General features: G+C 48.3%; 18 protein-coding genes and 1 pseudogene. 7 read left to right on the top strand and 12 right to left on the bottom strand.

Features of this window, described 5'->3' with window-relative positions; genetic code table 11:
* Positions 1–119: 119 nt before the first annotated feature.
* Entirely contained in the window at positions 120–1,862 is a 1,743-nt protein-coding gene (locus ON05_RS18155; RefSeq protein ID WP_010479088.1) for a hypothetical protein, read from the top strand.
* Positions 1,863–1,876: 14 nt separating this feature from the next.
* Here the strand turns inward: ON05_RS18155 and ON05_RS18160 are convergent, their stop codons facing one another.
* Complete coding sequence (locus ON05_RS18160) at positions 1,877–2,287, bottom strand: DUF6691 family protein (protein ID WP_010479086.1); 411 nt, start codon at positions 2,285–2,287, stop codon at positions 1,877–1,879.
* A gap of 10 nt (positions 2,288–2,297) precedes the next feature.
* Positions 2,298–2,726 (bottom strand): YeeE/YedE family protein, encoded by a 429-nt coding sequence (locus ON05_RS18165; protein ID WP_010479085.1) that lies wholly within the window; start codon positions 2,724–2,726, stop codon positions 2,298–2,300.
* A 208-nt stretch (positions 2,727–2,934) separates the two neighbouring features.
* Between ON05_RS18165 and ON05_RS18170 the strand changes: the two are divergent.
* Positions 2,935–3,231 (top strand): annotated as a pseudogene (locus ON05_RS18170) (response regulator); the annotation flags it as partial.
* Positions 3,232–3,396: 165 nt separating this feature from the next.
* Here ON05_RS18170 and ON05_RS18175 read toward each other — a convergent pair.
* A complete protein-coding gene (locus tag ON05_RS18175) occupies positions 3,397–4,116 on the bottom strand; it encodes a thioredoxin domain-containing protein (protein WP_010479081.1) in 720 nt (239 codons plus the stop codon).
* 291 nt (positions 4,117–4,407) lie between these two features.
* Here ON05_RS18175 and ON05_RS18180 point away from each other — a divergent pair, with 291 nt between their 5' ends.
* The 3 genes from ON05_RS18180 to ON05_RS18190 all read left to right on the top strand — a co-directional run bounded on the left by ON05_RS18180 (position 4,408) and on the right by ON05_RS18190 (position 7,479).
* A complete protein-coding gene (locus tag ON05_RS18180) occupies positions 4,408–4,986 on the top strand; it encodes a Crp/Fnr family transcriptional regulator (protein ID WP_010479079.1) in 579 nt (192 codons plus the stop codon).
* Between the two features lie 325 nt (positions 4,987–5,311).
* Entirely contained in the window at positions 5,312–6,004 is a 693-nt protein-coding gene (locus tag ON05_RS18185) for a CPBP family intramembrane glutamic endopeptidase (RefSeq protein ID WP_029315566.1), read from the top strand.
* A gap of 176 nt (positions 6,005–6,180) precedes the next feature.
* A complete protein-coding gene (locus ON05_RS18190) occupies positions 6,181–7,479 on the top strand; it encodes a Glu/Leu/Phe/Val dehydrogenase (RefSeq protein WP_010479076.1) in 1,299 nt (432 codons plus the stop codon).
* 97 nt (positions 7,480–7,576) lie between these two features.
* Here ON05_RS18190 and ON05_RS18195 read toward each other — a convergent pair whose 3' ends face one another.
* Together ON05_RS18195 and ON05_RS18200 are read right to left on the bottom strand one after the other, a co-directional pair.
* On the bottom strand, positions 7,577–8,134 hold the full coding sequence (locus tag ON05_RS18195; protein ID WP_010479074.1) for a mechanosensitive ion channel protein: 558 nt from the start codon (positions 8,132–8,134) through the stop codon (positions 7,577–7,579).
* Between the two features lie 495 nt (positions 8,135–8,629).
* Positions 8,630–9,478 (bottom strand): DUF3179 domain-containing (seleno)protein, encoded by an 849-nt coding sequence (locus tag ON05_RS18200; RefSeq protein WP_010479072.1) that lies wholly within the window; start codon positions 9,476–9,478, stop codon positions 8,630–8,632.
* A gap of 122 nt (positions 9,479–9,600) precedes the next feature.
* Between ON05_RS18200 and ON05_RS18205 the strand changes: the two genes are divergently transcribed.
* Positions 9,601–10,260 carry a TetR family transcriptional regulator gene (locus tag ON05_RS18205; protein WP_010479070.1) on the top strand — a complete coding sequence of 220 codons (660 nt, stop codon included), beginning with the start codon at positions 9,601–9,603 and terminating at the stop codon, positions 10,258–10,260.
* Between the two features lie 37 nt (positions 10,261–10,297).
* Here the strand turns inward: ON05_RS18205 and ON05_RS18210 are convergent, their stop codons facing one another.
* The 3 genes from ON05_RS18210 to ON05_RS18220 form a co-directional block, all read right to left on the bottom strand.
* The gene (locus ON05_RS18210; RefSeq protein WP_010479068.1) at positions 10,298–10,885 is read right to left on the bottom strand and encodes an NADPH-dependent FMN reductase; all 588 of its coding nucleotides are present in this window, start codon (positions 10,883–10,885) and stop codon (positions 10,298–10,300) included.
* Positions 10,886–11,141: 256 nt separating this feature from the next.
* On the bottom strand, positions 11,142–12,038 hold the full coding sequence (locus ON05_RS18215; RefSeq protein WP_010479066.1) for an alpha/beta fold hydrolase: 897 nt from the start codon (positions 12,036–12,038) through the stop codon (positions 11,142–11,144).
* 194 nt (positions 12,039–12,232) lie between these two features.
* Complete coding sequence (locus ON05_RS18220) at positions 12,233–13,165, bottom strand: transposase family protein (RefSeq protein WP_010479064.1); 933 nt, start codon at positions 13,163–13,165, stop codon at positions 12,233–12,235.
* 237 nt (positions 13,166–13,402) lie between these two features.
* On the opposite strand from ON05_RS18220, the gene ON05_RS18225 reads away from it, so the two are divergent.
* Complete coding sequence (locus ON05_RS18225; RefSeq protein WP_010479062.1) at positions 13,403–14,116, top strand: tetratricopeptide repeat protein; 714 nt, start codon at positions 13,403–13,405, stop codon at positions 14,114–14,116.
* Positions 14,117–14,282: 166 nt separating this feature from the next.
* Here ON05_RS18225 and ON05_RS18230 read toward each other — a convergent pair whose 3' ends face one another.
* The 4 genes from ON05_RS18230 to ON05_RS18245 all read right to left on the bottom strand — a co-directional run bounded on the left by ON05_RS18230 (position 14,283) and on the right by ON05_RS18245 (position 22,529).
* Positions 14,283–15,698, bottom strand: a complete 1,416-nt coding sequence (locus ON05_RS18230; protein ID WP_010479060.1) for an ATP-binding protein — start codon at positions 15,696–15,698, stop codon at positions 14,283–14,285.
* A 29-nt stretch (positions 15,699–15,727) separates the two neighbouring features.
* On the bottom strand, positions 15,728–17,392 hold the full coding sequence (locus tag ON05_RS18235; protein ID WP_010479058.1) for a response regulator: 1,665 nt from the start codon (positions 17,390–17,392) through the stop codon (positions 15,728–15,730).
* A gap of 398 nt (positions 17,393–17,790) precedes the next feature.
* Positions 17,791–18,222: an SDR family oxidoreductase gene (locus ON05_RS18240; protein WP_262561936.1), complete on the bottom strand. Its 432-nt coding sequence runs from the start codon at positions 18,220–18,222 to the stop codon at positions 17,791–17,793.
* A 740-nt stretch (positions 18,223–18,962) separates the two neighbouring features.
* Positions 18,963–22,529, bottom strand: a complete 3,567-nt coding sequence (locus tag ON05_RS18245) for an NB-ARC domain-containing protein (RefSeq protein WP_010479053.1) — start codon at positions 22,527–22,529, stop codon at positions 18,963–18,965.
* Positions 22,530–22,756 lie beyond the last annotated feature (227 nt).

Below are 22,756 nucleotides of genomic sequence, written 5' to 3' on the forward strand. Positions count from 1 at the left end.
CCCAGACCTTTTGAACGCTAACGTTGGCCGCGTTCGCTTGGTTTAATTCTTGTTACTCTAGGTCGCTTTGTCACCGCTGAATTCTAAAATGTGTCGCAGGATACACTAATCAGGTAGCTATGGAACGTGTTTTCGGACGGCTAAGATCGAATGCCATTACTGCAGTTGTCGCTTTACCTTTGGGTTTAGGATGTCTTGTCAGCGGTTCAGCTCTGGGGCAATCTTCTATTGACTATGAGATTTGGGGGTCAGATCAGTCCAATTCTAGGGCTGATGCTGGGGCACCCGGGGTGAGCGGGAGTTGGCTCTGGATTTGGGACAGTCAGGATATCCAAGGAAAACTGAGGGCAAACAAGGCCCCGCAACCGCTCGGCTGCGACGGGAACAACGCTGTGGGAGCAGGTCCATGCAATCTCTACGATGTGTTTCCGAGCAATCTGGCTGAGCATGATAGTGATGGTGCTACGGGCAAAACCCTGGAGGATTTGTCTGGGTTTGGACGACTACACGGTATGTTGCCCGATCCGCAAAATCGCTACATGAACTTGAATATTTTTGCCCCAGATGGGGGCTATGTAGGGATTATGGATGGTGAGAGTAAAGCTGCGATCGCCCTCTTCCGGGTGTCAGGTACCTCTAGTGGTCGTTCAGTTCACATGTCTTTCTGGAATGCAGATGGTTCAGCACTGTTGGTGGCAAACCTGAATGGCAAAGTTCTAGAGCGGATTGACGTTAAACGGGACAGAAATGGCAAAATTATCCAAGCAACTCTGAATCGGTCTGCAGCTTTGGGAGTGGGTAAAGGCTTGCAGATTACCGATCAGCCTAAGGTCTATCTGGGGAACAACGCTCAAGGGCAGCCGATGCTTGGCAGTATTTCAGGGGTTTACGACCCAGATGCCCTAGGGGATTTAACCCCGAAAGGGGACTGTAAAGAGAATGGGTGCGCTGCTGAGGCTGACGGTGACCAAGGGGGACGCCCCAACAACGTCATTATTTGCCCCATTGTTTCTAACAGCAATAAGGCTTATATCACCTTTGGCGCTGGCGGGCTACTGGTGGCAGATACAACGACGACACCGATGACCATTGTGGGTGAATACGGCAATCAAGCCATCAACGGTGCAGGCTGTGGCGGTGTGCAGGTCAACAAAAATATGTGGTTGAATGCAGGGGTTTCAGCCTCTAGCGCAGGGGCAACCCAATCCACCTTTACCATCTACACCCTGGATGACTCAGCCTTTAGCTCCACCGCTAGTCAGCCTGAGCCGCAGGTGATCTTTAGAGACAGTACCAATACTGCCACCATCGGCAGTGCTCAGGGCGCAGCGGCCAACGACACAGGCCAACTACCCGGAACCACCACTCGGCGTGATTCCCACGGTATGGCCAAAACGACTTCGGGCAAATTCATCCACACTGTAGACCGCATCCAAAACACAGTGGACGTCATCAACACAAAGACGCTTGAACGAAGTACCTATGACCTCACCTCTGCTAATGGAAAAGGTCAAGGACTGGGAGCCTGTGCTGCTACATCGGTGTCAGATGACCCTGCGTTACCCAAAAACGATCCAGCACCCGATCTCTTGGAAGCAACGCCCGACGGTCAGTATTTGGTGGTCGCCCTGCGAGGGCCTGTCCCCGTCTCGGTGAACCATTCTGCTCAGGGGAGTTGCCCTGGTGTTGGCTTAATCAAGCTGACCCAGAACGGGGCCTCAGGACGTTTGTTTGGCGTGCTGAGATCGACGAATACGGTTGATAATGCCACAGGCAGTGCACCAGGAGGACATTCCTATACAGGGCTGGAGCGCAGTGATGTCCATGGAGCGGCGGTGCGACGGAAGTCGCCTCTTCGCTGAGCAGGCCCAGGGGATTACTGCTGAAACCGTTGATATACGGACGATCCAGCAATGAAAGCGCCTACAAACAGTACCGGATTCCAACTCCCCAGTACGAGGGCTGTGAGGCTGGGACCGGGGCAGTAGCCTGCAATGCCCCAGCCAATTCCAAAAATGGCGGCTCCAGCGATCAGTTTCCGGTCAATGTCTTTGCGATTGGGCACGCTGAAGGTATTGGCCAGCACGGGCTGCTTGCGACCCAGAACCCAGCGAAAACTTAAAACCGTTACCCCCACGGCCCCTCCAAGCACGAAAATGAGGGTTGGATCCCAATTTCCCGCAATATCTAGGAACCCGATCACCCGCTCTCGATCCACCATTTGGGATAGGCCGAGTCCTAGGCCAAATAAAATGCCGGAGAGTAAGGCGATCAACTGTTGCTGCATCCTATTCTCCTCACCATCCGCCTGGTAGAACGTGGTGGGTGAGAAAGACCGTTGCGATCGCACTCGCCATAAAAGTCAGGACTGCTACCAGGGATCGCAGAGACAGGCGACCCAAACCACAGACGCCGTGCCCGCTGGTACAGCCATTTCCCATCCGCGTGCCAAATCCAACGAGGAAACCACCGCCCAGCATTGCCCACGGTGCAAAGGTAGAGATGGGGGTGGGCTGGGCCGCAAGAACATACTCATAGAGAGCGCTACCGATTAGCATCCCAATGATAAATATCCACCGCCAGCTTTCCGCAGATTTGAAGCTAATTGCACCGTTCACAATGCCGCTGATCCCAGCAATACGGCCATTGAATAGCAGTAGCACTGTGGCACTGGTACCAATTAATATCCCCCCGAAGAGGGCCGTTAGTTCATTGAAGCCAATCACTTAAAACCACTAGTCTGCAGGGCTGGGGATGTTGCTTTTCACTTGTTTAATATACTTGAGTTTGGATTAAGTTGGGATTGTGCCGAGTAGATGAAAACCAGATGAAATGACAATAGTCCCGGTAGAATCGGCTTCATGGTCAGGAGCTTAGACAATGCGAATCCTGCTGGTAGAAGATGAAGAAGATTTGGGATAGGCAACTAAACAAGTGCTGGTCAGTGAAAAGTATGTGGTGGACTGGGTGACTGATGGGGCACAAGCGTGGCACTGTTTAGAAAGCCAGTGGACGGATTACACGGTTGCCATTTTTGATTGGCTGCTGCCAGAATTCTCTGATCTAGAGCTATGTCAGCGACTTAGAGACCGCCAAAACCCACTTCCCGTTTTGATGTTGACGGCTTTGGGGCAACCTGAAAATCGTATAGCTGGCCTGGATGCTGGGGCCGACGATTATTTAGTGAAGCCCTTCATCATGGAAGATCTGCTAGCAAGACTGCGAGCCTTACATTTCTTGATCTATCAAGGCTAAACCCAGATCTAGGGGTAGTTTGCAAGCTGTGGTTTTTCTGTCAATCGTCTGCAGCGATTTGCTCAAAGAGATTCGGGTGCCGAACAAGCGCAATTCGATGAGCTGAGAATTGCAGTTTTGCCTTTGCCTTGGTGTTGGTTATCAGTTTTTGAGTAAAGCGGTGACGGTTGAGCTATTGAAGGGCAAGGGTAAGACTTGGCCGTTGAGAGCAAAAAAGGGCGTTCCCGTAATCCCAATGCTTTGGGCCAGATCTAGATCTGAATTGATGGCTTTAAGGGCGGCATCACTGTTGCGATCGCGATCGAACTGCGCCAGATCTAACTGTAGCTGCTGGGCAATCTCGGTGTAGAGTGTCTCCCCCAATTCATCCTGGCGAGCAAAAAGGGCATCATGGTAGGGCCAAAACTGTCCTTGTTGTTGAGCGGCCCAAGCGGCCTGAGCGGCAGGCAGTGCTTGCTTGTGAATAGCCTGGAGGGGGAGATGTTTATAGGTAAACGTAAACTGGTCAGAATTTTGCTGCAAAAAGGCCTGCACATCGCTAGCGGCTTGGGCACAAAAGGGACATTGGAAATCAGAAAACTCCACCAATAAGTTGGGACTATTTTGAGCACCTATTGTGGGTGAGGTTCCGACTAAAGTGTTGGGCTTGAGCTTTTGAATCGCCGCTTGCTGGGCTTGTTGTTGGGCCTGTTTTTGATTCTGTTGATAGGCTTGTACCGACTCAATAATGACTTCGGGATGATTCCGAATAATCTGTAAAACTTGTTGTTCGAGGTTGTCTACGGCTACGGCTGGTGTGCCCCAATAAAGCCATAGCCATAGACTCAGCAGTCCCATTGCTACAAACCGAAATGATTGCATTAGTCCCCCTTCCATTGGTTTGAGAGAATAATAGCGTGATTTGTCCTTGCTAGTGCCTGAAATAGTTTCCTAAAAAAAATGCATGAATACACAGTAGCCCTGCTGATTTTTGGAGATGATTAGACTTCAGCTAGGAGCCATATGCTCTGGGAAAGTAGTAGTCATCCAGTCCGCTCGCAGATAGGCAACTAGAGGTTTAATCTACCTTGGAAAAGCATTTAGCCTTGTCTATCCAATTGGACCATTTATCCACAATGCCTCAATCGCAATATTCGGTGTGCACAGACTCATATGTACGAGGTTCTCTTCCAAAGATTGAATCAACTGGTTTTTCTCAATCCAAGGCAGCAACAGGAACTGAGGGATGTCTTGCAAGTGATCAAACGGCCCAAAGATGATTGCTTCTTAGAAGTAGGGCAAGTTTCTAATCATATTTATTTTGTTCAAGCGGGAATTCTGCGCTCCTTTTATACCTTTGAAGGGAAAGAAGTGACACAGTGGTTTTGCTTCCCCAACCATTTTGCTGCGTCTTATTTTAGTTTTGCCTATCGTCAGCCCAGCAAAGACTGTTTATCGTCCCTCACGGAAGTGACACTCCTAGCAATTAGCTATAACAGTCTGCAGCAACTCATCCACCAAGATAAGGTGTGGGCCGACTTAAATAGACGTTTACTGGAACACTACTACACGATGTCTTTGCAGCGTATTGCCTCTTTTCAGGTGCTGTCCACTGCTGAACGGTATGAACAATTACTGTACGAGCACCCAACCATTGAGTCTGAAGTTCCTCTAGGCTATCTTGCGTCTTATCTGGGGATGACCCAAGAAACCCTGAGTCGGATTCGTCGCCGCAAGAAGAAGCGGAAATAGTGGCCTGTCAGTTGACTTGATTTAAATCAAAATTACTGTGGGATTTGATTTAAATCAAAATAATCAGGCTGACGTACGCTATGGATACTCTTACGATTGGTTTATGAAACGACCTAGCCCTTTGTAAGGCCGTGGTTAAGCGCAATCTCTGATGTTGGAGAGTGCACTTTCTACGGCATCACTTAGTTCTCGATCAAAGAACACACGGTACGCTTAAATCCGTGAAATAGGCGGCCATCATTCTGTACAACGCTGATGTGCAGTTTCTTTGAGGTAAACGCTGGGAATGGTTGGGCAGCAGATTGAGTCATCGCAGGAAAGTTATATGTTAAGACAGGTGGTTCGACGACGGCTCAACCTATGGGCATTGATCCTCACTGTCCCGTGCACCAGCATTGGAGCAATCATGGTACTGCTCGTTGCTCCTGGCAGAATTGGACAGACGCTATTGGTAATCGGCCAGATCTGGTTGTTAGCTGTACCGATTGTTTGGCTAGTCTGGGTGGATCATCAACCGTTCAAGATTCCTCGACCCAAACCACGCGATTGGAGGGTGGGGGCTATTGTTGGGTTAATGATGTTTTTTACAATTCTGATATTTTATGGGTTGTTTGCTAGGCACTGGATTGATGGCGTTAACGTACTAAGCAAATCACAGCAGGTTGTTGAAATTAATCAACAGAGTTTCTTGCTGTCTAGTATTTATTTTGTGTTGATCAACTCATTGATTGAAGAATATGTGTGGCGTTGGTTTATTTATCGACGATGCGAAGAGTTAGTTCCTAAAAGGGTTGCGGTGTTGCTTGCTGCGTTCTTCTTCACGCTCCATCACACCATCGGATTGACCTTTTATGTTGAGGGGCAGATGGTTGTGTTCGGAACTGTGGCAGTTTTTATAGCGGGGGTAATTTGGTCAGAGTGTTATCGGAGATATCGATCCATCTGGAGTTGCTACCTGAGCCATGCAATGGCAGATTTGGCCATTTCGATGGCGACTTGGCAAATCCTATTTAGCTAGGATGAGCTGAAGCCAGTTATCGTATCGGCGAGAGTTCGAAAACCTCACCGTTTTCGGGTTGGATACATCTAAAATAGTTGCGTTTCGTTATGTTTGTTGAATCTCGGCTGCGATCGCACGCCCAAACCCAACGTCGACAGTAGGCTAGAATCAGCCCTTCACAGCAGGATAGTCTCATGGGTACGGATGATCAACTCTTTAACGATGCCACTCACCGCCTAACCACTGCCTTAGCGCATGTGGACTTACCCGAAGATGTTTTGGAAACTTTGAAATATCCCAAGGCCCAACTCGGGGTCTCCATTCCGGTGCGTATGGATAATGGTGAACTAAAAATCTTTCAAGGATATCGTGTCCGCTATGACGACACTCGCGGTCCGGCAAAGGGTGGGGTCAGGTATCATCCTGGCGTCTCGATTGATGAAGTCCAGTCCTTAGCATTTTGGATGACTTTTAAGTGTGCCGCCCTAAACTTACCCTTTGGCGGTGGTAAGGGTGGCATCACAGTAGACCCCAAATCCCTCTCCCGAATGGAGCTAGAGCGCTTAAGCCGAGGCTATATTGATGCCATTGCTGATTTTATTGGCCCGGATGTGGATATTCTGGCTCCCGATGTCTATACCAACCCGATGATTATGGGCTGGATGATGGATCAGTACAGCATTATCAAACGCCAAATTTGCCGAGGCGTGGTGACAGGCAAACCCCTGGCGATTGGTGGCAGTGTGGGCAGAAACACAGCCACGGGGATGGGAGCCTTTTTCGTGATTGAAGCGATGGCACCAAAGTTGGAGCTGATTCCTGAGAAGACGACTGTGGCGGTACAGGGATTTGGTAATGCTGGCGCGGTCGTGGCTGAGCTGCTAAATCAGGTGGGCTATAAAGTTGTTGCCGTTAGCGATTCCCAGGGCGGTATTTATGCCCCGCAAGGTTTGGATATTGCCAGTATCCGCAAGCATAAAGACGCCAGCCGCTCCATGAAGGCGGTCTATTGTGATGGCAGTGTCTGCAGCATTATTGAGCATGACACGATCACCAATGAAGAGTTGCTGGCTTTAGACGTAGATGTGCTGATTCCCGCAGCGTTAGAGAATCAAATTACGGCTGATAATGCCCAGCAGATCAAGGCGAAATATATTTTCGAGGTGGCCAATGGTCCTATCACTTCAGCTGCAGATGCAATTTTAGTAGAGTCTGGCACGACGGTTTTCCCAGACATTTTGGTAAATGCGGGGGGCGTCACGGTGAGCTATTTTGAATGGGTGCAAAATCGGAGTGGTCTCTACTGGACGGAGGCAGAAGTGCAGAAGCAGCTTCAGCAAAAGATGGTGGAGGAGACAGAGACGATTTGGCAAATCGCTCAAACTAAAGCAATCTCTGTAAGGACTGCAGCCTATGTGCATGCCCTCAACCGAATTGGTGAAGCTGTGACAGCTAAAGGGACAAGGGACTACTATGCGAATCACCCATCATGATCTGCATTTGTGTTCTGTCGCTATTGCTTTAATTGGTACGGGAATGTCCACTTTTTTGAGTAAAGGTCAGTTTCTAACGCAACATAACGGCTAAAAATTAATCTTCATCCCAGTAGAACCGATAAAATAACTCTTCATCTTTAAATTGATGACTATCAGAAACATGATGGATCCATTTGTCATCCATTAACCGTTGCCCTAATCCAATCGCCTCTTCTCGCGACAATTTAACATTGTGCATCAACCAGCGAACTGCCTCAGACCCAATAAAGCAATATGGATACTCTTTTAGCCGATAAACCCGATTCTTGATCTTGATGCCACCGACAGTACGCATCTTGGCGACCAATTTCTCCAGATTAATTAAGGTAATTCGGTCGATAGTTTTTTCAGGGGCAAGAGATGCTTGCTTATCCTCAACCCAGGCAGTGAATTCTGTTTCATCCTCAACTAGTAAAACCGAGCTATTACCTTTGGATTCAAGGAAAGCTGTTCGACAATATTCTAAGGCCTCTTGTCGTTGATTTTTGGAGAAATTTGACTGACGGACATATAGTCTATCTTGATAGCTAGCACCAGCTAACTTCTTTTGATTTCCATCAATATTATGATATAAGCTACAATGCTCGATTTCGGAACTTTCAAGTATTAGCATTTTGTTCCATCACTTCCTAATAATATGAGTACATCTCTGTAAATATTATTCCCAGAAGACCATACTGATATTACATAATTTAAGAACGATATAAATTCTATAAATCAGTCTCAGAAGGGGTTAAGAAGAATTTCAGCATAATCTCATTTATGTTTTATTGCCATAGACTGAATGACTCTTTATAGTCAGTAGTTCTATTTTTTTGAAGCTGTCATCATTGACGAATTGTCCCAGGATTTTATTGTTTTGGCTCTCTTGTAATGCTTCGGTTTTACTGCCCATATAGATAACTATAATTCGACATGTTTTATGGAGAACTCTTGACAATCATCAAATGGCCTTTTGATAGTCAAGTTATTGAATCGATCGAAAAATATACTTCGTATTTCTCCAAAATATGGAGATTATCCCTAAGCGTACGGAAGCAGTAGGAATATCGTGCACTGCCTTGAATATCATCTGATTGGAGCTTTCGGGGCAGGATTATTTAAAGTGTCAGATCACTTCCTTCTGGTCTAAACCGTAAATACTGCAGTGGGGGAAGGTCAGGGCAAAGCCGTACCAGCGGAGAAAGTATTGTAAAGGTCGAGTGCCGTCAGCCCAGGCTGCTCTGGGGACACCATCTAGGGGATTGAGTGATACCTGTAGCGTTCGCCCATTCCAGTCATCGGTAATCTGCGGTTCAATCTCACTGTGAGGATAGAAACGAGCACATCCATCTACCACAACTCCCAAGCCCATTGTCATTCTGGGTAATCGCGGATCTTCGGGAGCTATGGTTTGGGTAAACAACTTCGGTAAATAGCCTGTTTGACCAAACATCCACTGGCCAAAGCGCATCACTCGTCGGAAAATAGGACGCTGATGCGATCGCAAAATCCGTAACTCAGGTTCTTGCCGGCGGGCCGCCGCCACCGTAGTCATTTCTAGACTCCAAGTATCTAGCTGAGTCCCTTCTAGGGGACCATAGACTGCTTGCCCCGTAATGTGGTCCCAATAGGTGCCCGTTTCATCATCCGTGAGAATGGCAACCCCGTTGTACAGTCCACCTACCTGAAAATGATAGGGTTGCCCCTCCACGACAGGCGTCAGTCCCACACCGCTATGACAGACGCCACAAAATGAAACGATATAAGGCTGATCCGCCAACGTTCCTTGAGCCAGATGGTGATACGCCATCTCTTGCACTAACAAAGCCCGTCGTTGACCGTGTCGTTCAAACACAATCAGCTCAGCAGAGTCCGGTAGCCGGGTGGAGACAATGGCTCTCCCTTGATCCATTACCTCAAAACGCTGAAATAAATCCGGCTGCTTCTGCAAACGGCTGGGTTCGAAGTGAGACATGCTCTGACTCCTTGGGAAGAAAAGGGTGACTTAATTAAACACTTGTTTAGTTACGCTATCGCTGCTGAATGGAGCTGTCAAGTTTTACCCTAGTGCTCATGACTATGACGAAGGATATCTGCATGGCGTCTCTTGATCCAAAACCAAACGCTACTCCAAAGGGGAAGCAGAAACGAGATGCGGCAGCGACAAAAGCTCGGATTTTGGCCGCGGCAACGGAAGAGTTTGCTAAGTATGGGTTAGCGGGGGCGCGCACGGCTGCGATCGCAACCCAAAGTCAAGTCACTAAAGCGATGCTGTGCTACTACTTCACCAATAAGGAAACCCTCTATCGGGCGGTGTTACAGCGGTTAGTCAGTGATATAAATTCGGCTTTTAAACCGACTGATTGGGACCAACAGACGCCAGCGCAAGCCTTAGAAGCGATGATTCGGGCCTACCTGACCTTTGAATCCCAAAACCGATGGCATGGCATGTTGTGGTTTCAGGAAGCAATTCAGAATCAAGGGCGGTATGGAGAAGAGACGGGTTGGCAGGCAGGTTTTCAATCGATGGTTAGTGTCTTAGAAAAAGGGATGGCAATAGGCCAGTTCCGGCAGCTCGATCCGTTTTTGACAGCGATCAATATTTTGGGGGTCTGCTCGTTTTATTTTGATGCCCACGAAAACTTGAAATATCTGGATGCCCAACAACAACTGTTGAGCCCCGAAATGGTGGGGCGACAGACGGAAGAAGTAGTGCGTTTGGTTCTCGCTGGCGTTTCCGTAGGTCCCGAAATATAATGACTCTCTTACATGACTTGGAGACATTGGGGAGAGCTTACTGGGATAGTTTTGCGGTTACGGTGGCGAGCTTATTTGCGATCGCACATACCGCATCAACCTGTTTCTCATCGACTAAATGACCCTGATCGTCAAAGGCTTGATAAGCCCCTGAAATCGCCTTCTGCTCAGGAATGACTAGGACTCCAATCCCTTCTAAAATGGCGCGCACATGCACTAGACCCCGCATTCCCCCTAAACTACCTGGGGACGCAGATAGCAGCGCAGCCACTTTACCCTTAAAACAACTCAACGCCATGGGTGCTTCCCCCGGTTCTGGGCGAGAGGCCCAGTCAATTGCATTTTTCAGCAATGGGGTAATAGAACCGTTGTATTCAGGACAGGCCAATAGTAAGCCCTGGTGGCTTTTAAGGAGCGCCTTAAACTGAAGGACCGACTCTGGGAGGCCATCTTTGGCTTCCAAATCTTCATTAAATAAGGGCATGGGATAATCCAACAAGTCGATTAGGGTGACCTCAGCGCCAGCATCGGCTGCACCGGCCGCCGCGATCTTGACGAGTTTTTTATTGAAAGACTCAATACGGGCGCTACCGGCAAGGGCCAGGATTTTAATGGGGGATGACATGATTCTTCTTCCACCAACTAGAAATTTGCAAGAGTGCTACTACCCCATGTGCGTTTGATGAATCATAGGGAGGCGCTGTAACCTAACAGAATTTTAATCTACTTGTCTTGTTCTTCCTTGACAAAATTGTTGGAATTTTGCGCAAGGTATCCACCTTGAGATGGCTTCAGTGTGGTATTTGTAGCCGTCTTTCGTCGTTCGATGACTATCGTAAGCACTCCGAAAGGATCAAGATAACAACCAACATCTTGAAAACCTAAAACGACGAAAGAAATCCTAGAATGACCTGATTGAATTTCTGGGGATGCTCAATGGAACTCCAATGACCACATTCCTCGAAAATTTCCAATCGAGCATTGGGCATGATTTGAGCAGCATTCTGACCATGGCTGACAGGAACCATCGGATCTTGTTGTCCCCAAATGATGAGGGTTGGGGCTGTGATGGTCTGTAGTCTCTCGGTAATGGGCTGGGAGAACTGCCCCCAGACGTTGAAAATGGAGCGTCCTAAGTTAATCGTTGCCGCTGCGGCTCCTGGCAGGATAGCCATTTGATAGAACTCATCGACCATTTCTTCAGTAATGAGATTCGAGTTATAGACTGACTGCTTACACAACATTCTTAAACCTGATTTGGTGGGTGAGCTTAATAATTTCCCTAGCCCCGTAATCGTTGTGATCCGAAGTAACAGATTAATTTCTGGACCTAACCCCGCACTCCCAGCTAAAACGAGGCGGTCGATTAACGCTGGAAATTTCAGCGCAAACGTCAGCGCCACACCCCCACCAGCAGACTTTCCGATCAAACTCGCTTTAGGGATATCCAATACCTTCATAAACTCTCGGGTGAACTGAGCCATAAAATCATATGTGTAATCGGTATTTGGTCTTTCAGAGCGACCGGCACCGACCATATCAAAGGCATAAATGCGATGATGCTTGGCTAATTCAAAGATGTTGTATTTCCACAACTCGATATAACCACCACCGCCATGCAGCAAAATGACAGCGCTACCTGAGTCGCCCATTTGCCAGTATCGCGTCTTCACTGACCCAACTTTGACATAGCGATCTTCTGGGAGGAGCTCAGTTGGTTTCATCTCAGCTGATTCATACTGGGTAGCGACCACATCACTTCTATCACGTTTAACCATTTCCGAAAGTCTGCTGCATCTGAAAACGCCAATCAACAAACTTTTAGTAGTTCTTCAAGTACGATTCCAGCAATCTAATGTCCCAAATCAGCAGCGGCAGATGATCTTGAAGTTTCGTCTACTGCGTTTAAATAGACCTTATCGGAAATAACGTGGACACCTCGCAGAAGTGCTTTTTACTCTCACGTTTGTGATTAGGCAGTTCCCAATTGCCCGGTAGTTTTCCCATGACGGTGAGTCAACCGGAAATTATGAAGCCCACAAGCCGTTTCCATCACGTCATCAACATAATGGTCAACCCAATTTCTAAATCTCTGAACCACTATCTGACAGCGTTTAATCCCCCCAATTTGATGCTCCACCTCCACTCGGACCTTTGAAACTTGTCGATTTTCCTCTTTCTGCGGATCTGTCAATTCTGCTTTTTGAGGTTTCTTCTTTGGTTGCTTGATGCTCACTCCGTCTGGGGCAAATCCTTGGAACCCAGTATCTTGCCAAAGCTGACTCCCTTCTGGGAACTGATACCCTTCCTCATCAGCAATCTTCTTATCATGCTTTTTGCCTTCATAGGTGTCACTCAAAAACAACACCTTGCCTCCCCGTTCGCTGATGATCTTGTTTTTGACCGTATGGGCTTTTTTCTTGCCACTGTAATAAATCTTGCGGTCTTTCTTATCCTTCGGTCGATTGATGGGGCGTTCGGTCCCATCAATCATGAACTCTAAGCTCGGGCAAACGTCGAGTACTGCTTTTAGGTTCGCTGGTTCTCGCTCTGGGAGCTGTTTCTCATAACCTAAGGCTTGATTGAGTACACCACTGAGTCGATGGATCCATTCATTCGCTTGAGCTTGACTCATTCCAAATAGATATCCTTGGACTTCTTGGGTCGGATATAGGCGAAAGTACACCAAGATAAATAGCAACTTATCCTCAAGGCTTCTCAAATGAGCTGTCCTCCCACCACCGTAAGCCCGTTTGCGTCCTTCGCGCTGAAATGTTTCTTGCACAAATGTTTCCCAGGCTGACTGAAAGCTGACCAAGAGCGTTGCAAACTCGTGAACATTGATGCTGGTCAAGCTTTGTAAAACCCGAGGTTTATCCTGAAGCTCTTCAAAGCTCATTTTCATACTTATACTTCAGCACTGAATGACGATACTCAATTCTAAATGCTTAATTCCGATAAGGTTTAATGAATGATGCGATTATCTATCGAACAACCCATAAAGAAAATAGTGGTCAGTACTATGAACATGACCCAACCATCCTAAGCTTTGCAAGGATACTTGCACTTGAACGAGGTCATGGAAAATTTTGATCACACGGTACGTCCGACCATCATTAATAAGCAATCTTAAAGCAAGCATATGGAATATTTTCAAAAAGCTAATGAGCTTTATGATTTAGGGCAGTTTGAAGAGGCAGTAATGACTTGTGATCAAGCTCTTCAAGTTAATCATAAGGATGATGCAGTTTGGTTTAGACGAGGTATCTCTCTAGGTAAATTGGGTCGTTATGAGGAAGCAATTGATAGCTTGGATCATGCTCTAGAGATTCAACCAAGTTGTTATGAAGCTTGGTATAGTCGAGCGCTTTATTTACACTGCTTAGGCAATAATCGTGAGGCGATTACTAGCCTTCATAGTGCATTAAAGATTCAGCCAAACTATCTTTTAGCTTGGGACATGCGTGGACTGATTCTAATAGAATTAGGTCGTTTTGAAGAAGCTCTTGCTAGCTTTGATCATGCTTTAGATATTGAACCAGATGATGTTCAAATTTGGATAAATAAGGCAGGTGCCCAAGTACTATTAGGGCGTAAGAAAGAAGCAACTCACAGCCTCAAGCAGGCTCTAGAAGTTACCCCAGACAATTATCCAGATTGGAAAATGCTTGGAGACATGCTACTCGATCTAGGCCAATATGAAGAAGCAATTACGAGCTTTGACCATGCTCTAGATATAAAGCCAAAAGATTTTGAAATCTGGTTCCTCCGGGGAATTGCTTTACGGAAGTTAGGTCGTTATGTAAGAGCAATTATAAGTTGCAGTAGGGCGCTCTTCCTGAAAGTGAAAACCTAGAAAAACCAAATAGAGTAATGCTTCCAGGCTCCCAGATACTTGAGCTCCTAGAGCAAGGTACGGAGTCGATGGCTAACAAGATTCGCTAAAGACCTTCGGTGTTATACCCACACACTGTTGAAAGTGCTTTATCAAATGACTCTGATCCGCAAAACCGCCTATCACCTTATGATCGAGGAAGCGGCAGCGCGATCGCAAAGCATGTCTTTCCCGGTGCAGATTCCACCATCAGGCTGCCACCATGGCGATTTTCAATGATCCGACGGACGACATCCAGTCCCAATCCCGAGCCCTTCCCCATGGGTTTGGTGGTAAAAAACGGTTCCAAAATGCGAGTTTTAATCTCAGGCGGGATGCCCGGACCATTATCCTCCACTTCAACTCGGATACAGCTGTTCTTTTGACAAGTCCGAATTGTAATTTTAGGTGGTTCGGAAGTGGGAGGGCTTTCCCCTAAAGCGTCGATGGCGTTATCCAATAGATTGGTCCACACTTGGTTCAGCTCACTGCCAAAAGCCATCATTTTAGGGAGGTCTTGGTCATAGTGACGGTCAACCTTGATGCCATGCTTGAGCTTGAATGCAAACAAGCGCAGTGTATCTTCAATACCATCATGGATATCCACCTCTTGCTGGGCCGCCCGATCCATATAGGAATAGGACTTCATGGACTGCACTAGCGTCGAGATTCGCTCAGCCCCATCTAAACCTCTGAAGATCATCCCCATGACGTCGAAGGAGAGCGCCAACCACCTCAGGCCCATATCCCGTAGTTCGGTATTACTATCACGCCAGCGGTCCATGAGTTGTTCAAGGATGTCAGGCTCTACTTCTCCTGCAGCGAGTGGTTCAGCCAACTTCCAAGCTTCGTCAACCCCATAGTCCTCTAGCCAGTCAGTCAGGGCATCTTCTCGATCCCCCAAGACTAGGGGATCATTTTGGGGATGGGCAATGGCATTAAAACCGTGATCTCTTAGCGCCAACCATTCCTGAGTATGCTCATCATCCACTTGGTGTTGACCATACACCAAATTCATTCGTTGCAATTCCAGAATGGCGGGTTTCACGTCTTTCAGTACCCGCACTAGTGCGGCTGCCGGGTTGTTGAGTTCATGGGCCAGTCCTGCTGAAAGTGTTCCTAACGCAGCCATTTTTTCCCGGCTTTGAATAAAAGATTCTAGGCCGCGTAGCCGCTTCTCCATGGTGCGAAAAATGTCTTTTTCAAAGTCACGGCAACTATGGAGCACCTCTAAAAAGTCAGGACAATTGAGTCGATAGAGGTCGGTATTAGTATCAGCCGTGAGCGTAACAGGGACTAAATCTTCCGTCAGGCATTGAATTTCCCCAAAGAAAGATGGACTCACATGGCGACCCACGGGCATATCTGCCCCATTGCTGTTGCGGCTTACGGTAATTTGGCCGCTGACTTGGATAAAAAAGCCCAGTGGGGGCTCGCCTTCTCGGACGAGGACTTCACCTGGGGTTAAGTGGATATGTTGTGTGCGATCGCAGATCCAATTCAGGCGTTCTGGAGGCAGTGTGCGAAAGACTTCTATCTGGGTCAAAGTGTCTGGACAAAGCATGGATTAATTGCCTATACATTGGGGATACGCTACAGGTTGGCTAAATGGCGATGAACAAACTGGACGCAAATGGAGCCTTCACCCACGCCAGAGGCCACCCGTTTGATCGAGTTATGGCGCACATCACCCACCGCAAAAATGCCAGGTACGTTGGTTTCTAACAAGAAGCGATCGCGCTCCAGGGGCCAGCCTAACGATGTATCCACATCTGGCCCCGTACAAATAAAGCCCCGTTGATCTCGATATACCTGGTCGCCCAACCACTCCGTACTGGGAGTTGCTCCGATAAAGATAAACAGGGAATTGGTCTCAAACGTTTTCACCTCATCGACCTGGGAATCCTTGACCAGAATCCGCTCCAGCTTCTCGCTCCCCTGAGCTTCCACCACACTATGAAACGGCAACACTTCAATGTTGTTTGTGCCATCGATTTGGTCAATCAGATATTGGGACATGCTTTTGGTGAGAGACTCGCCCCGCACCAATATGCGCACTGTCTTGGCAAACTTAGAAAAGTACATAGCTGCTTGGCCCGCTGAGTTGGCACCACCTACCACGTAGACCTCTTCGTTCGTGCAGGCGGCGGCTTCCGTTTGGGCTGCGCCGTAGTACACGCCTGCCCCCGTAAACTGTTTAATGCCAGGCATGTTTAGCCTACGCCAGGAGACCCCCAGCGCCAGAATTAAGGCATGACTGCTGATTTCGCTACCATCGGACAGCGTCAGAAAATGGTAATTGTTCTCGGTACGCAGGCTTTGGCCAGCTTGGGGCGTGAGAATTTCAACACCGAAGCGCTTGGCCTGGGTAACGGCGCGGCGGGCCAGGTCACTGCCGCTTAAACCAACCGGAAAGCCCAAATAGTTTTCAATGCGAGAGCTGGTGCCCGCTTGGCCGCCAGGCGCTTCGCGCTCAATCATCACTGTACGCAGTCCCTCAGAGGCACCATAAACAGCAGCAGCCAACCCCGCTGGGCCACCCCCCACAATCACTAAATCGTAGAACGGCTTTGCCGCTTCGGTCGTTTGCCCCAGAGCTTGGGCCAGTTCTGTGACGCTGGGGCTCGTCAGTTTAGAGCCATCTGCTTGGATCACGAGGGGAAGGCAAGGATGATCCGCCTGGCTCACTTTTTCACCGGACAGACTGACCAACTGTTGGGCTTCAGGATCGCTTTCGATATCCAGCCAGCGGTAAGGAATTTGGTTGCGAGAGAGAAAATCGCGCAGGGCATGGGAGTCCGGGGACCAGCGATCGCTAATCACTTTCACTCCCTTAAACTCTGGCTTAAAGCTCGCTTTCCAGTCGGCGATTAAGTCATCCAGAACGGGATACAACTTCTCTTCTGGCGGATCCCAAGGTTTGAGCAAATAGTAGTCCAGGTTGGCATCATTGATTGCAGATATCGCCGCATCGGTATCGGCATAGGCTGTCAGTAGCGCCCGCTTCGCAGCAGGAAAAATAGGGCTGGCCTGTTCCAGAAATTCCACCCCGCTCATACTGGGCATTCGCTGGTCAGCCAAGAAGAGCGCCACGGTATCGCCGCGCAGTTTGAGCTTCTGAGTCACATCCAGGGCACTGGTCCCAGAGTCAGCCCGCATAATGCGGAAACGATCGCCATATTGCTTGCGCAGGTCACGGGCGATCGCTTGGAGCACGGCTGGATCATCGTCGATGGCTAGAATGACGGGCTTATCCATTGTGATTAACTCCTACTGAAGGGCGATAGTTCGTACCAATGTAAAGTTTTTGTCAAAGGCATAGTGCAAAATCTCCGTACAACCTGAAACTAATAAAGGGTTGAATGTGGACAAGCTGATAGTCCATTCGTTTGAGATTGGGCCTTAATATATAAAGTATCTGAAGCATCTCTAAATAACCTCCAGATGTTCTCTGAACACGCGCTTGATTGGGGCTTAGTGCTGAGTTGTTTTGCGCTTTTCTAGGTCAGCAATAATCAGATCTTGGTTCATGATTTTATGTCCAAATTTCCTGTAGCTTAGGAGAAAGTGGATTAGCCATGGATCAGCGCTTTGCTTCACGCAATAGAGATACGATGGCAGATGCGATATCACTGGGCTGATTTGTGAGTCGTGTTTTAAAGGTAATCCGCAATGTCAAAAGCCTGACCGAATTCACTGATTTCTACGGCGTACTTATAAGCTTTGGCCGTATCTGCTGCTGAGATCCCGCTTGAACTATCCATACCCATTTTTTCCATAGTTTCTTTTACAAATCGAGGACTAACGGTATTCACTCTTAGGCTTGAACCTAATTCGAATGCAGCTGCTTTCGCGAACGCATCTAGAGCGGCATTGACAAGGCTGATCACTGCTCCCCCCTCCATTGGGTGTTGTGCCAAATAGCCTGATGATAAGGTAATGCTTCCTCCTTCGCGCACATATTTATTGCCTACCTGAAATAGATTGACCTGCCCCAATAACTTACTGTCAACGGATGATTTGATCTGTTCAAAAGGGCCGCTCAAATCGGATCTCGATTGCCCCTCTTGTGCCAAAACCAGGCGCAATAACCTCCCAGTTATCGGTATTGGGGAGACTTCTAATGGCTGCTGTCACTACAAATGACTTCGAAAATGCTCTTAAAACCGATGTACCATCGGCTGTTGGCCAGCCGCCTCAGTGCAAACTGTCCACCAAAACAGGGTTTCAATCAGGCTACACACATTTTTTGCAGCCATAGCGCAGGACGTTGCGGGACAGCATCATCCTTCGGGCTGCCTCATTTCTTGCGTTGCCATGCCAGTTGTGGGAAGAATGCCGAAAGTAGCCACCACTACACATGAATTGTTGGTAAGACGGCAAGAGCAAATGGCAGTTTATTTTGAAACCGAACTGTAAAAAGGGATGTTGCCTTCTACGTTCACTGTTTCCGTTGCAGTGTCGCTCATCCAGGATCTAAATGATCTCGATGGGGTTTTGGGGGCGAATGGGCACTTCTCTTGCGGAACTGGAAGAGCTTGCAGCTTGGAATGCCGAACTGGTCATACTAAGTGGTACTACAAGAGGTTAGTCTGAGGCGCTGCATTTTCGTTGTTAGGGGTACTGTGGCATCGAAACCTGTAACAACGTTATGGCGACTGCGATAGTGATTTAGGCAAAAAAACAGCGAATTTATGGGTGGAGCGAGTTTTAGCCCTAGGTGGCTATTCTAGTTGCGGTGGTGCGATATCCTTCTTGCGAATGACAAACCTCACATCAGGCATTATTGCTGAAGCGGTCATCCAAAAAGGATCGGGAGTGGCAGAGGTCAGGCTTCATGAAGACTGTGATCTTCAATTGCCCCTAACGCTTTCAGCGTCGCTTGTTGAGCATGAGTGACACCTGTTATACCCGTGATATTCATGCCTTCATAGGGGCCTGGCAAGTGCACCGTTCTCAAGCATTCCCCTGTATGAATATTCCAGAATTTGATGGTTTCATCACTCCCTCCACTGACGACCATTTGACCGCAGGGACTAAAGACGACCGACCAGACAGAGCTGGTATGCCCGTGACAGATTTGGAGGCACTGGCCGGTCTGAATGTCCCAAATTCGAATGGTCTGATCAAAGCTACAGCTTGCTAAGAGGGTTCCATCCTGAGAAAAGTCAATGGCACTGATCAAATTCAGATGTCCAGTTAACTTATGACGGCACTGTAGGTCACTCAATGGTTGGAGGATCACCACTGGCTCACCAGCAGAAAAACTGGCTAGGAGATCACCCTGGGGTGAAAAGGCTAATTCGCCAACCCAGCCTGAATATTCAAAGACTTCGCAACAGCTGCCATTCTCAACTTGCCAGAGTCGTAGTGTTTGGTCCATGCCGCCACTGGCGAGTAAACAGCCATCGGGCGAGAATGCAACTGACCAAATCGCATTGCTGTGCCCTTGTAAACGTTGAGTACAGAGGCCAGCATTGACATCCCAGAGTTGCAAGTCTCCTAAGTCACTGGTGCAGGCGAGCAGATTACCGTCAGGGCTAAAGGTGATCGCTCGCGTGACATCAAAGGAAACGGGCAAGTTGGAATACAAGCGGTCGTTGTCTAAGTCCCATATTTTGAGCTTGTTGTCTTGAGCATATCCACCACTGGCCAGCAGATGTCCGTCTGGGCTAATAGCGACAGTCGACACAAAACCTTCTTGTTGATGGGCTTGTAGGCAATCGCCCCTCTGGGTGTCCCAAAATCGAATCCATCCGTCTTGAGATCCACTAATGAGCCGATTCCCCTCTGGCGTAAAGACTAAAGACCAGACGGTATTGGTAAACCCCGAGAACGTTCTGAAACACTTACCCTTCGCAATATTCCAAAGACGAACGGATCGATCTTGACCGCCACTAGCCAATAGATTGCTGGAGTGAGCAAAAGCGACCGACCAGACCCAACTCGTATGATCCGTGAAGCAAGCGACACAATGACCGGAAGAGGTATCCCATAGTCGGATCGTGTTGTCTTGACTTCCACTCGCGAGGGTTTGCCCATCGGCTGAGAAATCAACAGACACAATTGCATTGCTATGGCCAGATAAACTCATCAAGCACTGGCCAGACTGGATATCCCATAGGCGCATGGTTTTATCGTTGCTGCCACTGGCGAGATAATGGCTTGTAGGCGAAAAGGCAACCGACCACACCGTTTCGTTGTGTCCTTGAAAGGTGGTGATGCACTGACCCGTCTCCAAATCCCAGAGCTTTATGGTGGAGTCCGCACTACTGCTGGCGAGATAGTGGCTTGTAGGCGAAAAGGCAACCGAATGAACCGGTGCATCATGCTCCTGCAGAACATTGAGGCAGCGACCCTCTGCAAGATTCCATAGACGAATCGTTTGGTCTGAACTGCAGCTGGCTAGAATATCACCCTCTCTGGAGAATGCAACGGACCAAATGGCATCCTGGTGCCCTGTCAAGGTATTAAGGCACTGTCCTGTATCGATATCCCAGATGCGAAGGGTGTGATCAAAACTACCACTTGCGAGGCGATCGCCATTGGGAGAGAAGGCGATGGAGGAAATCCAGGCCGTATGCCCTTTTAGGGCTAACAGTTGTTGACCATTCGAGATTTGCCATAGATAAATATTGCCGTTGGCATCGGCAGCAGCCACGAGGGATTGAGCAGGGTTTAACGCGACGGCAAAGACCGCACCGAAAGTATGGGTGAACAGCGATTGAGATAAATCTGACTCTGTGAAATTGACATGATGGAGCGAAATATCCTGTAGGTTGGCTTGCCAAATGGGGAGATGGGACAAATCATACCCACTGAGATCTGTACCGATCTGGCGCAGTAAATTGATAATGTTGCCTGGTGTATAGCCTGCTTGCACGATAGGTTGATGTCGAAGGTGGTCTAGCAGTTTTGTGAGGTGATCGGCAATGGCTTGCGTATTGCCCAAGGTGATCAGCAGTTGGTCTAAGACGGGCTGCAAAATTAGACCGGTTTGGATATCTCGTAAATAATCTTTGGCTTGAGCTTTGACAATCGCGAGTTGACTGCATAAGGACACGTCTTGGCTGAGTAGCTCATAACTAATCTGCTGGGTGAGTTTGCGAATGACAAACTCCATCACCACAGGCTGTTGAGTATATTGACCCCGTCGCGATTCAATTAAACACCGGGATACGAGGGATTCTAGTGCCTCTAAGAGATGGGCGGTGGTTATGGTGGGTATGAGGTCTGTTTTTAGGTCTAGGGTGGTGGTCCATTCTCGGTTGATGGCGAGCCAGTACATTAAAAGTCTTTCTAATGGAGAAAGTCGCTCAAACTGTTGATTCAGTAAACGTCGGACTCCGCTGAAAATAATGGTTTCTTCGGCTAGGAACTGGGCAATATCACTGTCAAATAGGTCATGAATGGAGCTGGCAGTAATCTTCAAGGCTAAGGGACTACAGCCATAAGATTCACATAGGGTTTGTTTCTCCTCAGCCGTTCCCTTTAACTGCTGATTCTTGACTAACGCCAGGGCCATATCTAAAGCCCCACCAATGGTTAGGGACCGGACCGGTAGCTCGACGCCTTCGAACATTGCGATCTCAGCTGGCTTTTCTCGACTCGTGAGTAGCACACAACTTTGGTGCTGGGATTCACCCACAACCCGGAATAGCTCTGCGTAGTCTTCATAGCCAGGTCGATAGTATCCCGTCTGCTGCTCTGGCTGCAAAATGGTTTCGATATTGTCCAGAACGACTAAACAGCGAGCAGTTTGCAGACATTGCAACAGCAGTCGTATATCTGTTTCTAAGGGTTGCTGATGGGACAGAAAAGGCACCAGTTCTCCTAGTAAGGAGGTTAAATACGGGGCGTTACGCAGGGACCGCCAAATGATAAAGTCGAATTCCTGTTGCAGTTGCTGAGCTAATTTGACCGTTAGCGCGGTTTTGCCAATGCCGCCCATGCCCAGAATGCAAAGGAGCCGACAATGGTCAGTTCTCACCCACTGGCCCAAGGTGGCTAATTCTTCAACTCGGCCATGAAAGATGGAGACGTCCATGGCTTCCCCCCAATCTTGCTGAGGTCTTGAAATTGTTGTCGGGAGTGGTGTTTGATCCGCTGTTGGTTTAGGGGAGGGTGAAGTATAGTCTGATGATGTTAGATCAAGTCCAAAAGTATTGAAGTAAGCTTTCAGGGTTTTACGATCGACGGCATGTTTGCAGGCTCGAACTTTGCTGAGGGTGTTCGGGCTGAGCTGAGTCAGCTCTGTCAAATCTTCGATGGTGTAAGGTAATCCATTATTGTTGGCGGCTTCGAATTGGTGCTGGGCCTCTTGGAGTCGCTGCCAGCCCTGGGGAGAAAGAACCACACCTCGCTTACGTTGCGAACGGCTTTTGGCCCTAGACATCGGCGATATCTCCCTTGCTAGCCATGTGCCTTCCTATAAGCGGCCGCTGATAGCCCCATTTTAGGTGAAATCTGTGTTTGAATTCCTAAAGTTCACAGCCGCTGAAAAGCTTTCGCTAATTCAATTTCACCAGTTTTTATTAAAGTTGAGGCTTAAGTTGGGGGCTTAACTTGTTATCTTGCATGGACGAGCGGTTGATTGTGCTGCACTGTATCAGTATTGGTGAT

Source organism: Acaryochloris sp. CCMEE 5410, from assembly GCF_000238775.2.
Classification (GTDB): Bacteria; Cyanobacteriota; Cyanobacteriia; order Thermosynechococcales; family Thermosynechococcaceae; genus Acaryochloris.

Excerpts from the sequence above, each read along its gene's own strand:
- ON05_RS18155 (WP_010479088.1), top strand. The coding sequence starts at position 120 with ATGGAACGTGTTTTCGGACGGCTAAGATCGAATGCCATTACTGCAGTT.
- ON05_RS18160 (WP_010479086.1), bottom strand. The coding sequence starts at position 2,287 with ATGCAGCAACAGTTGATCGCCTTACTCTCCGGCATTTTATTTGGCCTA.
- ON05_RS18175 (WP_010479081.1), bottom strand. The coding sequence starts at position 4,116 with ATGCAATCATTTCGGTTTGTAGCAATGGGACTGCTGAGTCTATGGCTA.
- ON05_RS18180 (WP_010479079.1), top strand. The coding sequence starts at position 4,408 with ATGTACGAGGTTCTCTTCCAAAGATTGAATCAACTGGTTTTTCTCAAT.
- ON05_RS18185 (WP_029315566.1), top strand. The coding sequence starts at position 5,312 with ATGTTAAGACAGGTGGTTCGACGACGGCTCAACCTATGGGCATTGATC.
- ON05_RS18190 (WP_010479076.1), top strand. The coding sequence starts at position 6,181 with ATGGGTACGGATGATCAACTCTTTAACGATGCCACTCACCGCCTAACC.
- ON05_RS18195 (WP_010479074.1), bottom strand. The coding sequence starts at position 8,134 with ATGCTAATACTTGAAAGTTCCGAAATCGAGCATTGTAGCTTATATCAT.
- ON05_RS18200 (WP_010479072.1), bottom strand. The coding sequence starts at position 9,478 with ATGTCTCACTTCGAACCCAGCCGTTTGCAGAAGCAGCCGGATTTATTT.
- ON05_RS18205 (WP_010479070.1), top strand. The coding sequence starts at position 9,601 with ATGGCGTCTCTTGATCCAAAACCAAACGCTACTCCAAAGGGGAAGCAG.
- ON05_RS18210 (WP_010479068.1), bottom strand. The coding sequence starts at position 10,885 with ATGTCATCCCCCATTAAAATCCTGGCCCTTGCCGGTAGCGCCCGTATT.
- ON05_RS18215 (WP_010479066.1), bottom strand. The coding sequence starts at position 12,038 with ATGGTTAAACGTGATAGAAGTGATGTGGTCGCTACCCAGTATGAATCA.
- ON05_RS18220 (WP_010479064.1), bottom strand. The coding sequence starts at position 13,165 with ATGAAAATGAGCTTTGAAGAGCTTCAGGATAAACCTCGGGTTTTACAA.
- ON05_RS18225 (WP_010479062.1), top strand. The coding sequence starts at position 13,403 with ATGGAATATTTTCAAAAAGCTAATGAGCTTTATGATTTAGGGCAGTTT.
- ON05_RS18230 (WP_010479060.1), bottom strand. The coding sequence starts at position 15,698 with ATGCTTTGTCCAGACACTTTGACCCAGATAGAAGTCTTTCGCACACTG.
- ON05_RS18235 (WP_010479058.1), bottom strand. The coding sequence starts at position 17,392 with ATGGATAAGCCCGTCATTCTAGCCATCGACGATGATCCAGCCGTGCTC.
- ON05_RS18245 (WP_010479053.1), bottom strand. The coding sequence starts at position 22,529 with ATGTCTAGGGCCAAAAGCCGTTCGCAACGTAAGCGAGGTGTGGTTCTT.